The sequence below is a fragment of the Curtobacterium sp. MCPF17_001 genome (assembly GCF_003234615.1).
Classification (GTDB): Bacteria; Actinomycetota; Actinomycetes; order Actinomycetales; family Microbacteriaceae; genus Curtobacterium.
Genome location: NZ_QKSL01000003.1, coordinates 17865 through 34555, shown reverse-complemented (window position 1 = coordinate 34555; position 16691 = coordinate 17865). Strand labels below are relative to the sequence as shown.

At 71.7% G+C, this 16691-nt stretch carries 18 protein-coding genes; 4 read left to right on the top strand and 14 right to left on the bottom strand.

The genetic code is table 11. From position 1 onward, the window contains the following. Positions 1-234: 234 nt before the first annotated feature. Positions 235-1197 (top strand): AraC family transcriptional regulator, encoded by a 963-nt coding sequence (locus DEJ24_RS04110; protein ID WP_111077401.1) that lies wholly within the window; start codon positions 235-237, stop codon positions 1195-1197. 78 nt (positions 1198-1275) lie between these two features. Here DEJ24_RS04110 and DEJ24_RS04105 read toward each other — a convergent pair whose 3' ends face one another. The 4 genes from DEJ24_RS04105 to DEJ24_RS04090 all read right to left on the bottom strand — a co-directional run bounded on the left by DEJ24_RS04105 (position 1276) and on the right by DEJ24_RS04090 (position 5260). Next, positions 1276-2700 (bottom strand): hypothetical protein, encoded by a 1425-nt coding sequence (locus tag DEJ24_RS04105; protein WP_111077400.1) that lies wholly within the window; start codon positions 2698-2700, stop codon positions 1276-1278. Then, positions 2690-3523 carry a TIGR03943 family putative permease subunit gene (locus DEJ24_RS04100; protein WP_111077399.1) on the bottom strand — a complete coding sequence of 278 codons (834 nt, stop codon included), beginning with the start codon at positions 3521-3523 and terminating at the stop codon, positions 2690-2692. The genes DEJ24_RS04105 and DEJ24_RS04100 overlap by 11 nt, the downstream gene beginning before the upstream one ends. Continuing rightward, a complete protein-coding gene (locus tag DEJ24_RS04095) occupies positions 3510-4529 on the bottom strand; it encodes a permease (protein ID WP_181436518.1) in 1020 nt (339 codons plus the stop codon). Before DEJ24_RS04095 ends, DEJ24_RS04100 begins: the two co-directional genes overlap by 14 nt. Positions 4530-4681: 152 nt before the next feature. Next, positions 4682-5260, bottom strand: a complete 579-nt coding sequence (locus DEJ24_RS04090) for a TetR/AcrR family transcriptional regulator (protein ID WP_111077398.1) — start codon at positions 5258-5260, stop codon at positions 4682-4684. An 88-nt stretch (positions 5261-5348) separates the two neighbouring features. Here DEJ24_RS04090 and DEJ24_RS04085 point away from each other — a divergent pair, with 88 nt between their 5' ends. Next, positions 5349-5663, top strand: coding sequence for a multidrug efflux SMR transporter (locus DEJ24_RS04085; RefSeq protein ID WP_111077397.1), 315 nt, complete (start codon positions 5349-5351; stop codon positions 5661-5663). Beyond that, positions 5663-6019 (top strand): multidrug efflux SMR transporter, encoded by a 357-nt coding sequence (locus DEJ24_RS04080; RefSeq protein ID WP_111077396.1) that lies wholly within the window; start codon positions 5663-5665, stop codon positions 6017-6019. Before DEJ24_RS04085 ends, DEJ24_RS04080 begins: the two co-directional genes overlap by 1 nt. A gap of 177 nt (positions 6020-6196) precedes the next feature. Here DEJ24_RS04080 and DEJ24_RS04075 read toward each other — a convergent pair whose 3' ends face one another. Next, the gene (locus DEJ24_RS04075; protein WP_111077395.1) at positions 6197-7336 is read right to left on the bottom strand and encodes a CE1758 family FMN-dependent luciferase-like monooxygenase; all 1140 of its coding nucleotides are present in this window, start codon (positions 7334-7336) and stop codon (positions 6197-6199) included. 112 nt (positions 7337-7448) lie between these two features. Next, positions 7449-8381: a phosphatase PAP2 family protein gene (locus DEJ24_RS04070; RefSeq protein ID WP_181436517.1), complete on the bottom strand. Its 933-nt coding sequence runs from the start codon at positions 8379-8381 to the stop codon at positions 7449-7451. A 193-nt stretch (positions 8382-8574) separates the two neighbouring features. On the opposite strand from DEJ24_RS04070, the gene DEJ24_RS04065 reads away from it, so the two are divergent. Next, entirely contained in the window at positions 8575-9093 is a 519-nt protein-coding gene (locus DEJ24_RS04065; protein WP_181432827.1) for a DUF4383 domain-containing protein, read from the top strand. Positions 9094-9358: 265 nt separating this feature from the next. Here DEJ24_RS04065 and DEJ24_RS04060 read toward each other — a convergent pair whose 3' ends face one another. The 8 genes from DEJ24_RS04060 to DEJ24_RS04025 all read right to left on the bottom strand — a co-directional run bounded on the left by DEJ24_RS04060 (position 9359) and on the right by DEJ24_RS04025 (position 16689). Continuing rightward, positions 9359-10684: an ATP-dependent RecD-like DNA helicase gene (locus tag DEJ24_RS04060; RefSeq protein WP_111077392.1), complete on the bottom strand. Its 1326-nt coding sequence runs from the start codon at positions 10682-10684 to the stop codon at positions 9359-9361. After that, positions 10681-12723, bottom strand: a complete 2043-nt coding sequence (locus DEJ24_RS04055) for a cytochrome c oxidase assembly protein (RefSeq protein ID WP_111077391.1) — start codon at positions 12721-12723, stop codon at positions 10681-10683. Before DEJ24_RS04055 ends, DEJ24_RS04060 begins: the two co-directional genes overlap by 4 nt. A 130-nt stretch (positions 12724-12853) precedes the next feature. Then, positions 12854-13141, bottom strand: a complete 288-nt coding sequence (locus tag DEJ24_RS04050) for an HU family DNA-binding protein (RefSeq protein ID WP_110823157.1) — start codon at positions 13139-13141, stop codon at positions 12854-12856. Between the two features lie 303 nt (positions 13142-13444). Continuing rightward, entirely contained in the window at positions 13445-13750 is a 306-nt protein-coding gene (gene rpsN, locus DEJ24_RS04045; RefSeq protein ID WP_110823155.1) for a 30S ribosomal protein S14, read from the bottom strand. Positions 13751-13753: 3 nt separating this feature from the next. Then, positions 13754-13924: a 50S ribosomal protein L33 gene (gene rpmG, locus DEJ24_RS04040; RefSeq protein ID WP_110905119.1), complete on the bottom strand. Its 171-nt coding sequence runs from the start codon at positions 13922-13924 to the stop codon at positions 13754-13756. Beyond that, complete coding sequence (gene rpmB / locus DEJ24_RS04035) at positions 13924-14160, bottom strand: 50S ribosomal protein L28 (protein ID WP_110905118.1); 237 nt, start codon at positions 14158-14160, stop codon at positions 13924-13926. The genes rpmG and rpmB overlap by 1 nt, the downstream gene beginning before the upstream one ends. A 324-nt stretch (positions 14161-14484) precedes the next feature. Then, a complete protein-coding gene (locus tag DEJ24_RS04030; RefSeq protein WP_111077390.1) occupies positions 14485-15933 on the bottom strand; it encodes a lipase maturation factor family protein in 1449 nt (482 codons plus the stop codon). A gap of 69 nt (positions 15934-16002) precedes the next feature. Next, positions 16003-16689, bottom strand: a complete 687-nt coding sequence (locus DEJ24_RS04025; protein ID WP_111077562.1) for an alpha/beta fold hydrolase — start codon at positions 16687-16689, stop codon at positions 16003-16005. Between the last annotated feature and the right edge of the window lie 2 nt (positions 16690-16691).

Sequence of the window (16691 nt, the reverse complement as noted above, 5' to 3'; positions counted from 1 at the left end):
GTCGTCGTCCCGCACGTCGACAGCCGGTCCACACCGGAACGGGAGGCCCGTCACCAGCTGGTGACGGGCCTCCCGTTCCGTCGTCCACCTGGCTCCACCTCGCCGTCCCCCGATCCGGCCGCGAACCTGACCGCGACCTCGACATCCGCGTGCCATGATCCGCGGAGCGCCGTCCCGCGACCACAGCTCGCCGGACGGCTCGCGCGGGACCGCCGACCGGGGGATGGTGGGGACATGACCAATCCGGAGACCTCGGCGCCCACCGGTGCCATCGTCGCCGTGTCGGGCAACGACACCGGTGGCGCCATCCAGGACCTCGCCGGCATGTACGCCGGCCGGACCTGGTACTCCTCTCCCGTCGACCGCGACTACTGGTACAAGTACGTCGGCGTCGGTGACGACCGGATGAGCATCCGCCGATCGCAGATGCACGGGTACCTGCGCGGCGACGTCGCCGTCGAGGGCGAGGTCGTCGTCCAGTGGATCGACGCCGGCCGGGCGCGTGTGGACGTGGGGCGTGACGAGGTCCGGATGGAGCCCGGCGTCCCGGCGCTGTTCCCGATCGAGCGCCGGTTCGAGATGGAGTACGAGGACTGGGACCAGCGACTCGTCCACCTCGACCGCGACCTGGTGCTCGACGTGGCCGCCGAGCGGTACCTGGTCGACGGCACCCTCGGCTTCGACCGCTCCGTCACCCCGACCGATGCCGCCGTGCAGGCGTGGCGCGGTTCCGTCGCAGTCGCGGTCCGGGCCCTCCGCACCGAGGGGTCCGCGTCCCTCGCGTGGAACGAGGCGCAGCGTGACGTCGTCCGGTCGCTGTTCGGGCTGTACCGGTTCCAGGGCGAGGCCCAGCCGGACGGCTACGGCGAGCGTCGCAACACCCGCCTGCGGAAGGCCGTCGAGTTCCTGCACGAGCACGCCGGCGAGCCGTTGACCGTGTCGGACATCGCCCGGGCGGCGGACCTCAGCGTCCGTGCGCTGCAGGAGTCGTTCCAGCGGACGCTCGACCGCACGCCGATGAACTACCTGCGCGAGGTCCGGCTGCGCCAGGTCCACGACGACCTGGTGGCTGCCGAGCCGGGGACCGCGTCGGTGGCGGACATCGCCTCACGCTGGGGCTTCACGCACATGGGCCGGTTCTCGGGCGAGTACCTGCGGCGCTTCGGCGAGTACCCGCGGCAGACGCTGCGGAAGTAGCGGCGGTCGCGCGTCCGGATCCACGTCCGGTTGTCGGTCCGTTCCCGGGTCCGGTTGGTCCGTTCCCGGGTCCGGCTTTCAGCCGACCTCGTCGCCCGTCGGCAGCGCGGTGCACCAGTCGATCGCGGTGCCGGCCAGGGAAGCCTGGAGTGCACCCGACGTGGTGTCCGCGACGCTGACCAGCGCGCCGTCGGCGGAACGTGTCGCCACCGCGGCGAACTGGCCGTTCGGTGACGGGCAGACCGCGGTGACGCTCGCGTCGTCGGGGATGGTCACCGCCAGCCGGGAGGCCCCTGCCCCGTCCACCCGCATGATGCGGGCCGCCAGGGTGCCGTCGTCGCGGGTCGCACCGACGAGCCGCAGGTACCGACCCTCGGCGAGCGGGGCGATGCGTCCGAGGTAGGGCTGATCGGTGCTCGCCGCCGGGGTGGGCAGCGGGGTCCGGTCGCCGTCCGTGAGGTCGAGCTGCACGATGCCGGTGCCGGTCTCGACGACTGCGGTCGTGCCGGAGCCCACGAAGCCGTGCAGGTACGTCGCAGAGCCCAGTCGGACGGCTTCGTTGCGACCACCCATGTCGACGAGCACCAGGTCGTCGGCGCCCGTCCGGACGAGGGCGCTCGCGGTGCGCGGCACGTAGGCCCACTGGGCGACCGAGAGCGGTGTCGCCCCGACCGCCGGTCGGCCGTCCGGCCCGACCGGCTCCGGTTGGTGCGTGCCCGTCAGGTCGACGTCGTACAGGCCGACGTCCTCGGACCGACCGGAGGACGTGTCAGCGTAGACGAACCCGAACGATGCGCCGTCGTCGGCGGCGTGCAGGGCCTTCGCCGTCCCGACCGGGCTCGGCATCGACAGCCGTTCGACGGGGACCGCGGGGTCCTGGACGCCACCGGCGAGCGGCACGATGTCGATCGCCGAGTGGCCCGACGTGTCGTTCCGGAGCACGACCAGGGAGCGGGCGAGGACCGCGTACTCCGCGATCCCCGACGCGCGGTACACGGTGCGGGTGCCGGCGGCGCCGAGGTCCCGGCGGATGATCCGGTCCGGGTCGCCGTCCCCGCCGGGCAGCACGGCGAGGACGTCGGTGCTGCCGGTGCGGATCGTGGTGCGGAGCTCGGAGGCGGCCGCCTGCCCCGGGGCGCGGACGCCGCGGACCGTCAGCGTGTAGTCGCGGTCGTACCCGAGCGGGCCGGCGAACTCCACGGCGACGGTGTTGCCGCTCGACGTGACCGAGAACGCTGCCGCAGGACTCACGCGGACCGCAGACGCCGGGACGCGCTGCACCGCCTGGTTCGCGGTGAGGATCACGCGCTGGGCGGGCCGGGTGACCAGGTCGCCGGCGTCGTACGACACCGACCGCAACCGGGGGCCCTGCTGCGAACCGACCACGGCGGCGAGCGCTGCGACGACGGTCAGGACGACCACCACGGCCAGGAACCGACGGCGGAAGCGGTGGGTGACCGGACGTCGCGGGCGGACGGCACCCGGCTCGGCGTCAGTACTCATACGGGTCCGAGGGCTGGCCGACACGGGTGACCGTCGCGGCGCGGATGACGAGCCGGGCGTCCGAGGACGTGTCCGGGTTCGCGGCGAGGGCGCCCTCGACCCGGACCCACTGGTTCTCCGGCGACGGCGTGCCGTCCGTCGTGACACCGATGCCGACGGGCTGGGCGTCGACCGCGCAGCAGCTGACGACGAACCGGGTCAGCGTGAAGGTGTCGTCAGAGCCGGGCACGACGAAGCCGGTGAGGGTGAGCTCGCGGCCGACGAGCGCCGTCGTGTCGGTGCTCTGCCGGATGAGCGCGGCCCAGTCCTTCACGCCGTAGCCCGAGGTGTCGACCGACTCGCTGCCGAGGAGCGACACCGGCGCCCCGGCACCCGTCGCGTCGGACAGCGAGGCCGACCCCACGCTGCGCTGCTGCGCGGTCCGCGCGGAGAGGGTCGTCGGGGGCAGGACGAGCATCGCGACGACGGTGCCGATCGTGACGAGCGCCGCGACCGAGCCGAGGACGACGTGCAGGAGGCGACCACCGCCTCCCGGCCGGGGTTCCGGGTCCGCGTCGTGCGTGTGGCCGCCGTGGCGGGCGACCACGACGAGGCCGGCGACCGAAGCGGGCACCGCGACGGCCGCGAGCACCAGCGTGAAGACGGCGTACCGGGGGTTGATGTAGAGGTCGAGGTGGTCGGCGAGCCCGAGCCAGAGCGTGCCGAGGGCGACGGCCAGGACGGACCCGAGGCCGAGCAGTGCCCGACGCGTCGCGGTGCGGTCCGCGTGACTGGCGGCGGCACCGTGCTCGTGCCCGGCCGGGCTGCGGTCAGACGAGGACATTCATCACCAACCCGACGGTCGCGGCGAACAGGACACAGACGACAGCGAGCAGCACCAGGAAGCGCGCGCGGAACGTCGTGCGGAGCAGGGCGATCATCTTCACGTCGATGATCGGCCCGATGATCAGGAAGGCGGTGATCGACCCGGGTAGGAACGTCGACGCGAACGACAGCGCGAAGAAGGCGTCGACGTTCGAGCAGAGCGACACCGTCATCGCCAGGAGCATCATCGCGAGCACCGACAGCACCGGGTTGGACCCGACCGCGACCAGGGCGCTCCGCGGTACCGCGACCTGGATCGCCGCCGCCAGCCCGGCACCGACGAACAGGGCCGGCATCATCGTCGCGGTCTCGCCACCGAAGTGCGATGCGCTCTCCCGCCATCGGTCGCGGACCGGCGGGGCGCCGACGGCCGCGCGGCAGCGGGCCTCGAAGGCGGGCAGGAGCAGGTCCGCCGGGCGGCGGTGCGCGGCGACGATCCACCCGACCAGGTTCGCGACGACGAACCCGCCGACGATCCGCGCGGGCAGGATCCACCCCGACCAGCCGAAGGCCTGCGCGGTGCTGATGACGACGAGCGGGTTGAGGATCGGTGCGGCGACGAGGAACGTGACCGCCTCGGCCGGGGTGAACCCGCGGAGCATGAGCCCGCGGGCCAGCGGGACGTTGCCGCACTCGCAGACCGGGAACAGCATGCCGATCAGCGAGATGACCGCACGCCGGGGCATCGGCCGCGTCGGCAGGATCCGTTCGAGGACCCCGTGCGGGACCCAGACCTCGACGACGATCGACAGCACGATGCCCAGGACCACGAACGGCAGCGACTCGACGACGACGCTGATGGCGAGCGTCAGGAAGTCCTGCACGACGTCCGGCAGGCCCGCGGTCCCGACAGCCGGCGAGAGCACGCGGACGGCGAGGAGCGCCACGACGGCGGCGAGGACCAGACCGGGGCCGGTCAGGCTGCGCGGGCGCGTCGTGACGGGGCGCGCGGAGGTGCTCGTCACCCGGACAGGATAGGGGGCGTCGGCATCGCCGGCCTGGAGGCCCGTCCTGCCCCCGGCGGGCCGGCAGGGCGGGGCCGGTCCGGGGCTCCGCCGGTCAGGCCTCCCGGTCCGGCTCCCCTCGGCCGGGGCTGCGCCGGTCAGGCCTCCCTCGGTCAGATCCGGGCGACTCCGTCGACGTGTCGGCCGAGGACGTCGATCGCCCAGTCACCCGATTCGCCCGGTGCGAGCCGGGCGACGTGCATCGCGAGGCCGTCGAGCAGCGCGTGCAGTCGGCAGGCCTCGTACTCGCGGTCGGCTTCGGGCACCCCGAGTACGCCGAGGACGCGTTCGCACCACTCGCGCATCTCGACGACGACGCGGTCGAGCGTCGGCCGGAGCTCGACGTCCGTCAGTGCCGCATTCCCGAGGGCCAGGTACACGTCGAGCTCGATCACGCGCTCGTCGTCGAGGGGCAGCAGCTCGACGAGGACGGCCCGCACCCACTCGCGGGGCGGCAGGTCCGCGGGGATCGCCTCGATGCGCTCCCTGGTCCGGTCGAACACCGAGGCGATCGCGTGCTCCCGCACGCTCGCCTGGGTCGGGAACGCGTAGCGGACGGTGCTCGGGGGCAGTCCGGCCTCGGCGGCGACGTTCCGAACGGACAGGGCGCCCAGGCCGTCCCGGGCGAGGACCCGACAGGCCGCCGCGGACACGGTGCGACGACGTTCCTCGAGGTCGATGCTGCGCGACATGCACTCATGGTCGCACGCTCGTACGACTTCGTGCTAGAACTGGTCGTCAATGAGTCGCACAGTCGTACGACTGTGGATCGGAGGAACCATGGCATGGGTCATCCTGGTGCTGTCGGGCGTGCTCGAGGCCGTCTGGGCCACCGCGCTCGGGGCGTCGAACGGGTTCAAGCGGGTGGTGCCGACGATCGTCTTCGTCGCCGGCATGGGCCTGAGCATGGTCGGGCTCGCGTTCGCCATGAAGGAGATCCCGGTCGGCACCGCCTACGCGGTGTGGGTCGGGATCGGCGCCTCGCTGACGGTCGTCGTCGCGGTCCTACGGCGGCAGGAGGCCGCGTCGCTCGCCCGCATCGCACTGGTCCTCGGTCTGGTCGCGTGCGTCGTCGGTCTCAAGGTGGTGAGCTGATGCCCTGGGTCGTGCTGTTCGTCAGCGCCGCGTTCGAGACCGTCTGGGCAACCGCGCTCGGGGCCAGCGACGGCTTCACCCGCCCGGGGCCGACGCTGGTCTTCGCGGTCACCATCGTGCTGAGCCTCGGAGCGTTCGGGTACGTCCTCAAGCACATCCCGATCAGCACCGCGTACGCCGTCTGGACCGGCACCGGAGCGGCGCTCACGGTGCTCTGGGGCATGGCGACCGGTGCGGAGCCGGTCACGCTCCTCCGCCTGCTGTTCATCGCGGGCATCGTCGGCTGCGTCGTCGGCCTCAAGCTCGTGCCCGCACGCCCCGCGCGCCCCGCGGACCCTCGGGACGTCCGGCGCTGACCCGCGCGGCTTCCGGGACGCGAAAGCGACAGATCGCCGCGAATGCCTCGCGGCGATCTGTCGCTTCGGCGGAGGCAACGAGCGCCCGGGTTGCGACGCGCACCGGGGTCGAAACGCGCGCCGGGACGGTCGTGACGGGTGGCGTGCCTCCCGTCCGTCAGGTGGTCACCGGCCCGGTCAGACGGACGCGCCGGTCCACTCGTCGACGGCGGCCACGTGGTCGGCACCGGCCGTGCCGGACGCGCGGGCGGCAGCGACGCGCTCCAGGTGCGTCGGCGGGTTCGACGGCACGCGCTCGGGCCGGTCGGACTCGTTGATGCGGCGGAGCTCCGGGACGATGTCCTCGGCCAGGATGTCGATCTGCTCGAGCACCGTCTTCAGCGGCAGGCCGGCGTGGTCGATGAGGAACAGCTGGCGCTGGTAGTGCCCGACGTGGTCCTTCATCGTGGCGTACCGGTCGATGACCTGCTGCGGCGACCCGACGGTGAGCGGGGTCTGGGTGGTGAAGTCCTCCATCGACGGGCCGTGTCCGTAGACCGGGGCGTTGTCGAAGTACGGACGGAACTCGTCGACTGCGTCCTGCGAGTTCTTCCGCGCGAAGAACTGCCCACCGAGGCCCACGATCGCCTGGTCAGCACGCCCGTGTCCGTGGTGCTCGTAGCGCTGCCGGTACAGCCCGACCATCTGCTCGGTGTGCTGGATCGGCCAGAAGATGTTGTTGTGGAAGAACCCGTCGCCGTAGTAGGCGGCCTGTTCCGCGATCTCGGGCGTCCGGATCGACCCGTGCCAGACGAAGGGGGCGACGCCGTCGAGCGGGCGCGGGGTCGAGGTGAAGCCCTGCAGCGGCGTGCGGAACTGCCCCTGCCAGTTGACGACCTCGTTCTCCCAGAGCTGGCGGATCAGTGCGTAGTTCTCGACCGCCAGGTTCAGGCCCTGCCGGATGTCCTTGCCGAACCACGGGTAGACCGGGCCGGTGTTGCCGCGGCCCATCATCAGGTCCATGCGGCCGCCGGAGACGACCTGGAGCATCGCGTACTCCTCGGCGATGCGCACCGGGTCGTTCGTGGTGACGAGGGTCGTCGACGTCGAGAGGGTGATGTCCTTCGTGACGCCGGCCAGGTAGCCGAGCATGGTCGTGGGGCTCGAGGCGACGAACGGCGGGTTGTGGTGCTCGCCGGTGGCGAAGACGTCGAGGCCGGCCTGGTCCGCGTGCTGCGCGATCGTCAGGATGTCCCGGACACGCTGGGTGTCGTCCGGCGTGGTCCCGGTGGTGGGGTCGGTGGTGACGTCGCTGACCGTGAAGATCCCGAACTGCATGATGTGCCGCCTCGTCTGTCGCTGGCTCGTCGCTGTTCTATGCGTTTGCATCGAACTGACGAGTACAACGTAGCGTAGACGGGAGCATTCCCGCCACTGCCACCCACCCCGGTCAGATGCGGACGGGAGGCGCGTCCGCGCTGGTCGTCGGCGGCACGTGGTGCATGCCGTCGGCCAACCACACCGCCGTGATCACCGCCAGGACGCTGGCGGACGAGGCCAGCCGACCCGCCAGCAGCATCGCACCGTGCTCTCCGTCACCGAGGGTCCCGACCAGCAGCGCGACGACACCGACCGCCAACGCGGCGGCCACGGCGACGAGCAGCACGACCGTCACCGCGCGTCGCGGTCCCCGGCGTCCGTCGCGGTCGCCCCGGGCGCCGCGGTCCACCTGCGGTCCGACGGCCCGGACGAGCCCGAGCCAGAACAGCGCGACCGCGCAGGCGCCGATGATGTCGCTCACCCGGTGCCACCCGTAGACGACGGTCTGGTTCGCGACGAACACCGCGTAGACGGCGCCGACGAGCAGCACCAGCGGCCGGAACCGCCGCGGTGTGACCATCAACACGGCGAACAACGCCGCGAGGGCGATGGTCGCGTGACCCGACGGGAACGAGTTCGGCGTAGTCGACTGAGCGATCTCCGGGCGCTCGGCGATACGCTTGAGCAACGTCGAGGTGGCCGCGGACGCGAGCACCACGAAGCCCGCTCCGAGCCCCACGGCGAGCCGCCTGCGTGCGAACGCGACGGCGGCGATCACGACGACCAACAGCAGGATCACCGGCACCGAGATGACGTTGAGTGCGGTGTCCGACCCGAACAGGTCGGACTCGCGGACACCGCCGAGCGCGGCGTCCTCCACCCGCTGCCCCAGCGGCGTCAGCACGGCGACCGCGTAGACGGAAGGCACGATCACGAACCCCAGAGCCGCGAGCAGAGCCCACCGGAGCCTCCGGGAGACGCTCGGTCCACGCCCCTCGTCGACGGACTCGGGGGCGGTGCGCTCGGGCGTCCGCATCACGGGCATCGTCCTCCTGGGGGTCATGGTGGTCGGCCTCGTCGTCGGTCTGCTGCGCGGGAAGCGATTCGGTCGCTCGGGGTCCGACACGATACCGTTGGGGCACCCGTCCGAAGCTGGGAACGCCGGCCTTCGCAGCAAGGCCACGGCCGTCCTGCAGCAGGTCTCCGGACAGCGTGACACAGGTCGGTCCGGCACCGGAGCGCGTGCCGCTGACAGTGTGCGTGACCAACGTGACGGCGGGCAGTCGTACAGCGCGATCGTCGCGCAGGAAGAGGAGACCGAAGTGGCCGTCAAGGAACCGAGCATCATCGCCTCGCCGAACCGCGCGTTGGCGATGACCGCCGGCACGCTCTTCGCGATCTGGGGCATCCTGGGCTTCTTCTTCGCCCAGGACGGTGGCGGAGCGTTCTTCAGCCGCTCCGGTGGGTTCCTCTGGAACGCGTTCGGGCTCAACCCGGCGCTCTGCGGGCTGTGGACGATCCTGGCCGCCGCGTTCTTCATCGTGGGCCTCGGCAACACGATCGGGTCCCGCACGGTGAACCGGGTCATCGGTGTCGTGCTGCTCGTGCTCGCCGTCTACGGGTTCGTGTTCTCGAACACCTCGGCGAACGTCCTCGCGCTGAACACGACCGACAACGTCTTCCACGCCATCGTCGGCGTCGTCCTGCTGCTCACCGCGCTGGGTGCCGACAAGGAGAACATCCGCGCACTGCGGGCAGCGGGCGCCCGCGCCTGACCTGCTCACCTCCGACGCCCGTCTGCCGCTCCGGCAGGCGGGCGTCGTCGTTCGTGGGGTGCGTGCGGCGCGGCCAGGTCGCGCGACGCGCCGCCGGCCGCCCGCCGAGGTCGCACGACCTGCCGCCGGCCGGCCGCCCAGCAGGCACATCGTGCGACCTCGACGGACGCGAGCGGCACGTCGTGCGACCTTGGCACCGGCCCGTCGAGGCGGCAGGGAGCGCGGGGGCGCACCACGGACGGAGCGGGCCGGCCTCGCGTCGGCGTCAGGCCTCGGGTGCGTCCGAGGGCTCGGCGGCGGGCTTCGGCGGCTCGAGCTGCGTCGCGACGACGCGCGGCGACTCGGACATGAACCGCCGCACGTCGAGGTCCACGATGATGTCCGCCGGTCGGAGCGGCCGCGTCAGGTACAGCCCGTCCAGGGACGTCAAGCGCGACAACGCCACGTACGTCTGCCCGGCGCTGAACACCCGGTTGCCGAGGTCCACCACCGCCCGGTCGTAGGTGCTGCCCTGGGACTTGTGGATCGTCACGGCCCAGGCCAGGCGCAGGGGGAACTGCTGGAACTCCCCCACCGTGTCCTTCTTGAGTTCCTTCTTCTCCGGGTCGTACGAGTACTTGAACTTCTCCCACACCGACGGCTGGACCTCGAAGTCCTCACCGTCGACGCTGACCCACACCGTGTCGCGGATGCTCCGCACGATGCCGAGCGTGCCGTTCACCCAGCGCTGGTCCGGGTCGTTGCGGAGGAACATCACGTGGGCGCCGGGCTTCAGCTCGAGGGCTTCGTCCGCCGGGAAGTTCCGACCGCCGAAGTCGCCGTTGACGTCGGCCTTGGCGGTCTTCAGCTTGCCGGGCAGGCGTTCGAGGGCGGCCTTGTTGATCCGGGCGACGGTGTCGTTCCGGGTGGCGAGGGTGATCGCGTCGTCGGGGGCAGGACGGGCGCCCGCTTCGTTGAGCCGCTGCGCGACGTCGGCGGTGACCCGTCCGTGGCGGACGGCGGTGAGCATCGCGGCGAAGGCGTCGTCCCGCTGCCGGTGCACGGTCGCGAGTTCGATGATGTGGAGCTGGGCCTCGAGCCACACCTTGGCGTCGAAGAACCACATGGACCGGTAGTGGTCGGTGAAGTAGGCGCGCTCGTCACCGTCACCCGGTACCGGGGGCAGCTGGTACGGGTCGCCGAACATGACCACCTGGACGCCGCCGAACGGCTCGAACTGCCGTCCGCGGGCCTTCCGCAACGAGCGGTCCATGGCGTCGAGCAGATCGGCGTTGACCATGGAGACCTCGTCGATGACCAGGGTGTCGATGGTGTTGAGGAGCTTCCGGGTGTCCGGGCCCTGCCGCAGTTCGGCGTCCGCGATGAGGCCGATCGGCAGGCGGAACAGCGAGTGGATCGTCTGTCCGCCGACGTTCAGCGCCGCGACACCCGTCGGGGCGCAGATGACGACCTGCTTCTCGGTGTTCCAGGACAGGTGGTTGAGCAGCGTGGACTTGCCGGTGCCGGCTCGTCCGGTGATGAAGACGTGGTCGCGCGTCGACTCGATGTACTCGAAGACCGCCCGCTGTTCGGTGGAGAGCTCGACGCTCATCGCGCGCTCGATCCGCTCGCGACGCCGCTGTCGCCGATCGCTGTCGCGATGTCGGCGTCCGGGAGGCTCCTGGGCACGTCCGCCGGGGACGCGGCCGCCGGTGCGATGGGCTGGTCCTCGACCCCGCCGACACCGCCGCCGACACCGACACCGGCACCCGGACGGGTCCGCAGGCGCACCGCGCCGACGACGACCACCGCGACGACGACGAGCACACCAGCGACGATCAGCAGCGCGCCTGCCCGGGCCTGGTCGACGAGCGGGTCCGGGCCCCAGGTGCGCCCCATCGCCCCGAACCAGGACGCCTGCAGCAGCCCGAGCGGCCCCTGCATCGCGATGCCGAGCGAGATGGTGGCCGCCGCGACGACGACCGCTCCGACGGCACGCACGAGGAACGCCGCTGCCGACGGCCGCCGGGCGCCGAGGGCGATCGGCGTGAGGAGGGTCGGCAGCGCCAGGAGCCCCACGAGCAGGAAGACCAGGTCCACCACGGTCCGGCCCATGGCGTCGCTGACGGACCAGCGCAGCACGTCGGTCGCGTACAGCCCCCACCAGATGCCGGCGAGCAGCAGGAACGCCGGGAACGGCTGGACCAGGTACCGCACGACGGCGTTGTCGACGAAGACCGTGGTCCACTCGGCCACACCGGCGCTGTCGTCCGTTCGCGGGTGGACGGCGGCCCGGATGAGCTGCACGGGCGCCGCGGCCCAGACGAGGGCGGGGACGACCAGCCCGAGCAGCACGTGCGCTCCGACGTTCGCCGACACCAGGAAGCGGTCGTAGGTGTGCAGCGACCCCGAGGTCGCGACGACGAGCGCCACCACCGCGATGCCGGCGGACACCGAGCGGCGGAGGGGCCAGGAGCGCCCCTGTCGACGCAGACGGACGACCCCGGCGACGTAGGCGGCCACGAGCAGCACGGCGGCCATCAGCCAGAACAGGTCGACGTTCCAGTTCGTCAGCCAGCCCCAGGACCCCGGCGCCGCGGGGAGCGGGTCGTCGGTCAGGACCTCGGCCGGACTCGGGTCGCTGGTCTTGCTCAGCGCCAGCTGCCCCGCCGGGGTGGCGGTGCGGCCGAGCGCGGCGGCGAAGCCCGACGCGACGCCCATCACGGCGAGCTCGACCACGACGAGCGTCCAGAAGGGCCGGACGCGCGCGGGTGCGGCGGTCAGGGCGGAGATCACCCGGCGGCGGTGCATCGCTCCGATGACGCCCATCGCGACGATCGCGGCCACCTTGACGAGCACGAGCACGCCGTACGGGCTGCCGAGCTCAGCCCAGGCCCCGATCCGGATCTGGGCGGACACCACGCCGGAGACGCTCACGAGGACGAAGCAACCCAGCGCGACGCTGGAGTACCGGCCGACGACGGCTGCGAGACGGTCGCCGGGGACGACGTCACGGACGAGGACGAGCATGACGAGCCCGCCGACCCAGAGCGCGGCACCCACCAGGTGCAGTCCGAGTGCGGTGACCGCGGCGTCGTGGCTGGCGGTGCCGGCCGCATGGCCCTGCTGTGTCAGCGGGACGAGGCCGATCAGGGCGACACCGGCCGTCAGCGCGACCATGCCCCGGGATCGCACGGCGAAGCAGAGCACGGTGACCGCTGCCGCGACGAGCACGGTGGTGAGCCAGGCGAGCCCGAGGTCGGTCCCGGTGAGGAAGACGCCCATCGACTGGCCGAACTTCGCGTCGAGACTGACCGCCCCGCCGGCGACGCTGAGGTAGGTGAAGAAGGTCGTGACCGCCGAGGTCACCGTCCAGACACCGGCTGCCGCGGCGGCCACGTCGATCGCGCGGTCCCACTCCGGTGCCGTGCGGGAGAGTCCGATCGTCGCGAGGGCGAGCCCGCCGATGGCGGCTGCGGCGGACAGGTCGACGAGCATCCGCGCGATCGGGAGCCCGAAGCGGACGACCGCACCGGGGTCGGCGATGAGGGCGGCGTCGGCACCACCGCCGACGACGAGCGCCACGAGCAGGGACACGAACGCCGCGAGCAGCAGGACGCCGGGGCCGGCGATGCGCGCGATGCGGTTCACCCGTCAAGCCTAGGCGCTGCCCAGCGCGCCACCGCAACGACGCGGGCCGACCTGTGGACGGTGGACGGGCCTCCCGGGAACGACGGAAGGGACGGCGCGAACGCCGTCCCTTCCGTGGAGCTGAGTGGTCTTACTTGACCGATGCCTTGAGCTTGCTGCCGGCGCTGACCTTGACCGAGTCGCTCGCGGCGATCTCGATGGCCTCACCCGTCTGCGGGTTGCGGCCGGTGCGGGCGGCACGGTGGGTCTTCTCGAAGGCGATCCAGCCCGGGATCGTGACCTTGGTGTCGTCCGCGACGGACTTGCCGACGACGGCGAAGAGCGCGTCGACGACGCCGTTGACGGTGGCCTGGCTCTGGCCGGACTCGGCGGCGACGGCAGCGACGAGCTCGGTGCGGTTCAGTGACTTGTCAGCCATTGGATGTCCTCCTCGGACTTCTTGCGTATGGGTCGGACGCGGAACGTCCGGATGCTGCGGGACGGTTGCCCCGAGCGGTGGGCCCGGTCGGGCCGAGGGCCCGGGGAACCGCTGATGAACCTACCAGCCGGTTCCGGGGTTTCCGGTCGACCCGCCCGGTTTTCCGGGCCTCTCGGGTAACAGGAGGGGCTGGAGTGACCGATGTGACGACCGTGGTGCTGCCCGGGTCGGCGGATGACGTCTCGCGGACGACGACGCCCCCGCGACCTCGAGAGGTCGCGGGGGCGTCGGGAGAACTGGTGCTTACCAGGAGCTCTTCGTGATGCCGGGGAGCTCGCCACGGTGGGCCATGTCACGGAAGCGGACACGGCTGATGCCGAACTCACCGAGGTGGCCGCGGGGACGGCCGTCGATGGCGTCGCGGTTGCGGTAGCGGACCGGCGACGCGTCGCGGGGCAGCTTCTGCAGGCCGACGCGGGCGGCCTCGCGGGACTCGTCGGTGCCGTTCGGGTCCACGAGGGCCTTCTTCAGCTCGAGGCGACGCTCGGCGTAGCGCTCGATGATGACGGCGCGCTGGTTGTTCTTCGCGATCTTGCTCTTCTTCGCCATGGCCTAGCGCTCCTCACGGAAGTCGACGTGCTTGCGGACCACCGGGTCGTACTTCTTCAGCACGAGACGGTCGGGGTTGTTCCGGCGGTTCTTCTTGGTCACGTACGTGAACCCGGTACCCGCAGTGGAACGGAGCTTGATGATCGGACGGATGTCCTGACCGCGCTTCGCCATCAGATCTTCTCCCCACGGGCGAGGATGCCCGCCACGACGGACTCGATGCCACGAGCGTCGATCACCTTGATGCCCTTGGCGCTGACGTTGAGCGTCACGTTACGACGCAGCGACGGCACGTAGTAGGTCTTCTTCTGCACGTTCGGGTCGAAGCGACGCTTCGTCCGACGGTGCGAGTGCGAGATGTTGTGTCCGAAGCCGGGAACGGCGCCGGTCACCTGGCACACTGCAGCCATGGTTTCCTCCTGATGAATACCGTGCAGCCGATCGGCTGCACCCAAGGTCACTTGCCTGGCACGCACGCGCTGCGCCGCCTGAGTGGAAGTCCACGACGGCGACGAGCGAGGGGGTTGTGCGCACCGCCCAGACCGGCAGTCGGGCCTGGAGGCTCGATCCGGTACCGCGCGACCGCGGCGTTCGCGACGGTCGGAGGGCAGAACAACGGGCACTCCACGGTGAACGCAGAGAACCAGCCACCCACGTTACGCGACGGCCAGGCACCTCGCAAGCCGGGCGCGTCGCGAGTCGGGCGCGTCGCGAGCCGGGCCTCCGGTCCGCCCTCACCGCCGGAGGCCGGACGGCGGCAGGAGGTACCCCTGTTCCTGCCGGATCCAGTACAGCCCGGTCTCCCGACGCTCCGCCCGGGTGGCGAACCGGTACCGGAACACCCGCGCCCGGACCCACCGCGGCCGCTGTCCGTCGAACGGGTCGTGCCGGAGCAACCGGAGCGTCGGCCGGTCCGCCTCGAGCAGCCGCAGCACGAACACCCGGAACCAGCCGTCGTCCGCACCGAGCGCCAGGAACCACATCAGCCAGTCGAGGCGCAGGTGGTACGGCGCGAACTGCCCCGGGCGGCGACGCGGGTCCCCCGGCTTGCCCTTGAACTCGTAGGGCAGCCAGTCCGCTTCGTCGGGGACCTCTGCCATGGTGCCCTCGACGATCACCTCGTCGCGCTCCTGCGTGACACTGCCGAAGGCACCGTAGGCGTTGGCGAGGTGCCAGCGGTTGAACGACGCGTTCATGAGCTGTCGGCGTGACACCAGGTTCTTCGCCGACGGCCAGGACAGCACGAGCAGCAGCAGGCCGACCGCGACCGTCAGTCCGACGAACCAGGCCGGCGTCGCGGTCGGGCCGGTGTCCGCGATCCCGTCGAGGAACGGCAGCACCGTCGCGATCGACCGGTCGTCGACGGCCGCGAAGGCCAGCACCAGGGTGATCCAGTTGAGCCAGGCGAAGTTGCCCGACACCACGAGCCAGGCCTGGGTGAGCAGCACGAGCGCCGCGGCGACCGAGGCGACGGGCTGCGGCGCGAACAGCAGGAACGGCACCCCGAGCTGGACCACGTGGCTGCCGAGCGTCTCGAGCCGGTGCACGGGTCGGGGCAGCAGGTGGGCCGTGCGCGACATCGGGTTCGGCATCGGCTGCGTCTCGTGGTGGTAGTAGAGCGCGGTCAGGTCGCGCCACGACCGGTCCCCACGCATCTTGATCATGCCGGCACCGAACTCCAGCCGGAACACGAGCCACCGGATCGCGATGAGCACCACGATCGGTGGCGCGACCTGGTCGGAACCGAGGAACGCCACGACGAACAGGGACTCGAGCAGCAGCGACTCCCACCCGAACGAGTAGAAGGTCTGGCCGACGTCGGAGATCGACATGTACGCCAGCCAGAGCACCAGGAAGCAGAGCACCGGGACCCACGCCGGCCCCCGCTGCGGCAGGCCGACGACGATCGTCAGCGACAGCAGCGCCCCGCCTCCGGCCAGGATCCGCAGTCGTCGATCGGTGTACCGCCACCACCGCCAAACGACGGGCAGGGTCTGCGCGTACCGGCGCTCCATGAACCGCGGGACGGGCAGGAGCCCCCGCTCCCCCAGCAGCGCCGGGAACTGCGCGATCGCCGACAGGAACGCCAGGCACGCGATCGCCGCGACCCCACGCTGCAGGACGAACCGGGCGACGTCGTAGTCGCCGGCGCCCGCCCAACTCGTCCACGCCTCGAGGTCCACGCGCCGGACGCTACCCGCGGGCTCCCTCGACTGCTGTCCGGACCCGCGCGGTCCGGCCGGAGCGCGCCCTCAGACGCCGTCGGTCGGGCGCGGTGCCAGCGCCTGCACGATCAGCGCACCGAGTTCCCGTGGTGCGGTGGACATCGGCCAGTGCCCGGTGTGCAGGCCGACGATCTCGAGCTCCTCGGTCGCCACGAGTTCGGCGGCCCAGACCTGGTGGTCCGCGACCATGCCGGCCAGCTCGTCCGGGGCGATCTCGCACGTGATCACGGTCGCCGGGATCCGGTGTCGTGCGGGGTCGGCGTAGTGGAACCGGTCGGACGCGACGCGAGCCGGTTCGGGGAACGCACGTCGTTCGACGTCGGCACGGATCTCCGGGGTCATGTCCCGCAGGGTCGCGGCTTCCCAGACGTCCCACGACGGCAGGGGCACCTGCCCGTCGACGACCGGCAGTTCGTCGTTGACGCATCCACCGTCCGGCCCGGGGAAGGTGTCGACGTAGACCAGGTGCAGCACCCGGTCGGGCCGCTGGTCGGCCGCCATGTACGCGATCGGTCCCGCACCGGAGTGCCCGACCAGCACGACCGGCTCCGGGGCGTCGTCCACCCGGGCGACGAGGTCGGCGACCTGTTCGTCGAGCGTCGACCCGCGTCGGGTGACGGCGTCGACGGTGTGGCCCGCCGCGCGGACGACCGGGACGACGTCGTCCCATGCGCTCGCATCGAGCCAGAACCCGGGAACCAGGATCACGTGCATGT